Source organism: Acinetobacter sp. UBA3132, assembly GCF_002364825.1.
GTDB lineage: Bacteria > Pseudomonadota > Gammaproteobacteria > Pseudomonadales > Moraxellaceae > Acinetobacter > Acinetobacter schindleri.
The window spans coordinates 1-5393 of record NZ_DEZM01000078.1 but is presented as its reverse complement, the minus strand read 5'-3'; the positions used below and the strand labels follow the sequence as shown (position 1 = coordinate 5393).

General features: G+C 40.7%; 5 protein-coding genes. All 5 read right to left on the bottom strand.

Features of this window, described 5'->3' with window-relative positions; genetic code table 11:
- A partial coding sequence (locus tag B4033_RS03635) for a DNA topoisomerase (ATP-hydrolyzing) (protein WP_286832161.1) occupies window positions 1–1777 on the bottom strand: 1777 nt, incomplete at its 3' end.
- Between the two features lie 586 nt (window positions 1778–2363).
- Entirely contained in the window at window positions 2364–2738 is a 375-nt protein-coding gene (locus B4033_RS03630; RefSeq protein ID WP_286832159.1) for a hypothetical protein, read from the bottom strand.
- A 106-nt stretch (window positions 2739–2844) separates the two neighbouring features.
- Entirely contained in the window at window positions 2845–3777 is a 933-nt protein-coding gene (locus B4033_RS03625; protein WP_071320340.1) for an electron transfer flavoprotein subunit alpha/FixB family protein, read from the bottom strand.
- Between the two features lie 18 nt (window positions 3778–3795).
- Complete coding sequence (locus B4033_RS03620; RefSeq protein ID WP_004815037.1) at window positions 3796–4548, bottom strand: electron transfer flavoprotein subunit beta/FixA family protein; 753 nt, start codon at window positions 4546–4548, stop codon at window positions 3796–3798.
- Between the two features lie 552 nt (window positions 4549–5100).
- Window positions 5101–5393, bottom strand: a 293-nt coding sequence (locus B4033_RS03615; RefSeq protein WP_286832155.1) for a LysE family translocator, incomplete at its 5' end; no start/stop codon positions are given.

Sequence of the window (5393 nt, the reverse complement as noted above, 5' to 3'; positions counted from 1 at the left end):
CCGTAGCATGGTTCGATGTTACAACCATGTGCTGGATGTAATCGTCTTCTTTCATGCTGGTTGCAGACTTACCACGACCGCCACGACGTTGCGCAGCATAGTCAGATAATGGTTGAGTTTTCGCATAACCAGTTTTTGAAACCGTAAGAACCATTTGTTCTTCAGGAATTAGGTCTTCACGAGAGAAGTCGATACGAGACTCAACGATATCTGTTTTACGCGCATCGCCATATTGCTGAAGAATTAGCGCTAGCTCTTCTTTAATCACGTTCATCAATAAGTTGAAGTCATTTAAGATGGCTGTGTATTCAGCAATTTGACCTAAGATTTCAGAATATTCAGCTTGAAGTTTATCTTGCTCAAGACCGGTCAAACGGTGTAAACGCAATTCCATAATCGCGTTGACTTGAGTCGGAGATAAACGATACACATCGCCATCAATACCAAATGGACGGTTTGGATCTTCACCTTCAATTTCATCAGGACGTACAGAAACAGCACCCGCTTTTTCTAGCAACGCTGCCACACCGCCTGCTGCCCACTCGCCTGCCTGTAAACGCTCACGCGCTTCAGCCGGGTTGGCAGAAGTTTTAATGGTTTCGATGATAGCATCAATATTTGCCAGAGCAACGGTTAAACCTTCTAAAATATGACCACGTTCACGTGCTTTGCGCAGTTCGTACATAGTACGACGTGTCACGACTTCCTGACGGTGACGGATAAATGCCGCAATGATGTCTTTCAGGTTCATCAACTTCGGTTGTCCATTGTCCAGACAAACCATGTTGATGCTGAATGAGTTTTCTAACTGGGTATTCTGGAACAGGTTATTCACGATCACTTCAGCGTTTTCACCACGCTTCAGGTCAATCGCAATACGCATCCCTTCTTTATCAGATTCGTCACGAAGTTCAGAAATCCCTTCGAGTTTTTTCTCTTTCACCAGCTCAGCAATACGCTCAATGGTTTTCGCTTTGTTGACCTGATAAGGAATTTCAGTGAATACAATCGTGCTACGGCCAGATTTGGCATCTTCTTCGATGTGGTATTTACCACGGATATGCAAACGGCCTTTACCGGTACGGTAGGCATCTACAATACCCGATTTACCGTAAATAATACCGCCAGTAGGAAAATCTGGACCCGAAATATGTTCCATCAGCCCTTCAATGCTGATATTCGGATCATTGGCATAGGCTAAACACGCATTGATGACTTCAGTCATGTTATGCGGTGCCATATTGGTCGCCATACCTACGGCAATACCAGCAACACCATTAATCAACAGGTTAGGAATACGCGTCGGCATGACTTGTGGAATGCGCTCAGAACCGTCGTAGTTGTCTTCCCATTCCACTGTATCTTTTTCAAGATCAGCAAGGAGCTCATGGGTCAGCTTACGCATACGTACTTCGGTATAACGCATTGCCGCTGCACTATCACCATCGACAGAACCGAAGTTACCCTGGCCATCAACCAACTGGTAACGCAAGCTAAAGTCTTGTGCCATACGGACAATCGTTTCATAAACGGCAGAATCACCATGCGGGTGATATTTACCGATCACGTCACCGACTACACGTGCAGATTTTTTATATGCTTTGTTATAGTCATTGCCTAATTCGTGCATTGCGAAAAGCACACGACGATGAACCGGTTTTAAACCATCTCGTACATCTGGCAATGCACGTGACACAATCACGCTCATCGCATAATCGAGATATGAGCTTTTAAGTTCATCCTCAATGGCAATCGGTCTAATTTCCGATACGCTCATGCATACTCCTTATTCTACAGGCCCTGTTTGACCTGTATTTATATGTCGTAAATCCAGCTATAAATTGGTTCAAAAAACGCTGAACCAATATTTAAAATTCAGTCGGACAGTATAGCATAAATCAGGCTAAATTAAGCCGTTTCAGACCCAACTATCCAAAGGATTTTTGGTAGAAATTTTAACCACTTCACAATTTTTAACGCATAAAAAAACCTCTGCACACAGAGGTTCATTCTTAGCTTGAATTATCGCATTTTATGCACGGAAATATCTTGTACTGAATCCACTGTTTCTTTCTTGATCAAGCATACAAAGAAGATTTACCTGCGTACAATCCAGCTGCATCAATAGCTAGGTAATTAAATACTGGACGACAATCCACATCAGCAGCATGCATCAGGGTAACAGATCATCAAAGTTCACAGGAAGACGCCGCTAAACCGGCAAATAAATTAAAATATGAATATTAGTATTACTTTTAAATCTTCTAAAGCTCACTTAATATCTGCCCTATTAAGCACCAAAAGCAACACATCTAATCTTTATTTTCAGTCCAATTTTCTAATCATTATTCAAATTTTCATACTTAATTTTTAAATAATTTAGAACATCCATACAACAACCACGTAGATAATACAAAAGGAAAAATAAGCGCCAATACCATCAGCGCATCGCCTTGGATACCATAAGCACTGTTCTGAAATCGCTGATTATCAAGCTCGATCCAATGCTCTGCTTTCGCAAGTACCTGTGCATCTGAAAGCGTATTCAAATAGATCAAATGGATAAACCCTACAAAACTACAGGCAGCAAAAATAAGCCACAGTCCAGCGATCTGTATTAGGATGATCAAATAAGCCAATACAGCAAGAACAAATAGTATTAGAGTTGAACAAAACAATCGATAAAATCGAGCATTTTCGATTAAAGGCTGATATAGAGGCAATATAGAAACTTTCATTATTATTTTATTCATTTTTCATTATAAATAAAAACGCCCCTGAACAGAGCAGTAAGTATTCACTTACCGCTCACGCAAGAGCGTCTTTTTAAACTGTATTCAGGAATTAGATTTTAGATACTAATTCTGGAATAACAGTGTTCAAGTCACCTACTAACCAGTAGTCAGCGACTGCATTGATTGGTGCTTCTTCGTCCTTGTTGATCGCAACGATCACTTTAGACTCTTTCATACCTGCCAAATGCTGGATCGCACCAGAGATACCTACAGCGATGTACAGGTCAGGCGCAACGATCTTACCAGTTTGACCAACCTGCATATCGTTAGGAACGAAGCCTGCGTCAACAGCCGCACGAGATGCACCTTGAGCTGCACCCAGTTTGTCTGCAAGTGGATCAAGGATTTTGTGATAGTTCTCACCAGAACCCACACCACGACCACCAGAAACAACGATACGAGCAGCTGTTAATTCTGGACGTTCAGATTTAACGATTTCTTCGTTAATGAACTTAGAAATACCAGCATCACCAGTCGCTGTAGCAGCTTCAACAGCAGCAGAACCACCTTCAGTAGCAACTGGATCGAATGCAGTACCACGAACAGTTGCAACAACAACTGATTCAGAAGATTCTACAGTTGCAATCGCGTTACCTGCATAGATCGGACGCTTGAATGTGTTTGCAGAATCAACAGCAATGATGTCTGTGATCATGCTTACGTCTAGTAATGCAGCTGCACGTGGCAGGATGTTTTTACCAGTCGTCGTAGAAGCAGCAAGAATATGGCTATAGCCTTTGCCCAATTCAGCAACCAGTTTCGCTACATTTTCAGCCAACTGGTTTGCATAAGCAGCATCATCCGCAAGCAATACTTTGCTTACGCCAGCAACTTTAGCCGCTTGGTCAGCAACTGCTTGAGCGCCAGAACCAGCAACCAATACAGTGATATCACCACCGATTTTTTGCGCCGCAGCAACAACGTTTAAAGTAGCAGCGTTTAATGCTTTGTTGTCGTGCTCAGCGATAACTAAAATACTCATGATTTTTATCCTTCTGTATTAGATCACTTTCGCTTCGTTTTTCAATTTTTCTACAAGCTCGTCTACAGACTTCACTTGTACGCCAGCTTTACGCTCTGCAGGAGATTCAACTTTTACTGTTTTAAGTTTAGTTGTAGTGGTTACACCGAAATCTGCAGGTGACTTGGTATCCAGCGGTTTTTTACGCGCTTTCATGATGTTTGGAAGAGCAGCATAACGTGGCTCGTTCAAACGTAAGTCAGTGGTAATGATTGCTGGCAAGTTCAATTCAACAGTTTGTAAACCACCGTCGATTTCACGAGTCACTTGTACTTTGTCGCCTTCAACTTTCACTTCAGAAGCAAAAGTACCCTGGCCTGCACCTAGAAGTGCACCAAGCATCTGACCAACCTGGTTAGAGTCGTCATCAATTGCTTGCTTACCAAGAAGGATCAATTGTGGTTGTTCAGCTTCAACAACACCTTTAAGAATTTTTGCTACTTCTAACGCACCTAATTGGCTGTCATCAGCTTCAACCAGGATACCGCGGTCAGCACCAAGAGCCATAGAAGAACGGATTTGTTCTTGAGCTTCTTTAGGGCCAATAGAAACAACAACGATTTCTGAAACAGTTCCTTTTTCTTTTAAACGAACCGCTTCTTCCACTGCGATTTCACAGAATGGGTTAATTGACATTTTAACGTTTGTTAAGTCAACACCACTGTTGTCCGGCTTAACGCGAACCTTAACGTTGGCATCAACCACACGTTTTACAGCAACAAGAGCCTTCATGTAATCCTCGGCTGTTTTAGCAAATGTAAATATTTAGAAAAGTTATAATAACTCTTCACTTAAATTTTTTTAGGTGCCCTATCTTGCAATGCGTTCGGCATTTCGGTCAAGTCACAATTCACCAATAGGGTGTAAAAATGCGTAATTTTCCTTGAACGTCGCGTTCACATTTCAAGATTTGACATTTATACAGAACAAATTCCCATCATTTTATTTAAAATTTAACTATTGATTTTTAGTATCTTTTTATTTGATTATGCACATCAAAAGATTTGATCTATTTTATAAAATTTAATTTCATTTCTTGTCACTATTATTATAAAGAATACAAATTACTCCTATCTAAATCTGTCATTTCTGACATATGGTGATGGGTTCGATTCATTCTTCCAGATTTGGTCAAAATTCCCTCTTATAAATAGATCAATGAAATAGCAGAAAATAATTTTTATAAGGAAATATATTAAAAAAGCACGCTGTGATCACATGCTTTTAAATTTTTAAAACGAATGTATGACTTATTTGATGAACATTGGTGAATTTTATAGCTCATTAATTAATGATTAGCCATGAAGCAGCGAATGCCAATAAACCACCTGAAGTCCCATCAATCCACTTTTGCTTACGTTCATCAATCTGAGCCGAACGGGTAAGTCGGGCGAATAAAAGGCTTAAGGCACAATACACTACAAAGATCATGGCAATAAAGATTAAAGACAGAATCAAACCCTGGCTTACCGTATTCCCACTTTTATCTATAAACTGCGGCAGGATTGCAAAGTAAATCAGCATGCCTTTTGGATTCAGTAACGCAGTAATGAACCCCTTTTTTACCGGATTGCTGG